General features: G+C 63.7%; 1 pseudogene. It reads left to right on the top strand.

The features are described from left to right. A pseudogene (locus tag NWF34_RS25355) lies at window positions 1–529 on the top strand (IS21 family transposase); the annotation flags it as partial.

Genomic DNA, 529 nt, shown 5'->3' with positions numbered 1-529 from the left:
GAAGAGATCGGTGGAGTGCCCAACAAGGTACTCGCTGATCGGATGGGTTGCCTCAAAGGTGGAGTCGTCGCCAACGTCGTCGTACCCACCCCCACGTATGTGCGGTTTGCCACCCACTACGGGTTTTCCCCGGACTTCTGTCACGGCGCCGATCCGGAATCGAAAGGGATCGTGGAGAACCTCTGCGGGTACGCGCAGTCGGATCTGGCGCAGCCGTTGTGGACCGAAGCCAAGATCGCTGCTGGTCGTGACGACGTGCAGCTGGATGTGCACGCAGCGAACCGGGCCGCGCGGGACTGGTGTGTCGAGGTCAACACCCGCCGTCACAGCGACACACTGTGCGTGCCTGCTGACCAACTCACGATCGAACGAGACACATTGAGCCCGTTGCCGTCTCTGCGGGCCCAGGTCGGTCCACCGCCGGTCACCCGTAAGGTCGATCGCCTCTCGTGTATCCGGTACGCCTCGGCCCGCTACTCGGTACCCAACCGGCTCATCGGCACCACCGTGACCCTCATCCAGGACGGTG

This window comes from Gordonia sp. GONU (assembly GCF_024733855.1).
Classification (GTDB): domain Bacteria; phylum Actinomycetota; class Actinomycetes; order Mycobacteriales; family Mycobacteriaceae; genus Gordonia; species Gordonia amicalis.
The sequence above is the reverse complement of the archived record's forward strand: the minus strand, read 5'-3'. Positions and strand labels throughout refer to the sequence as shown.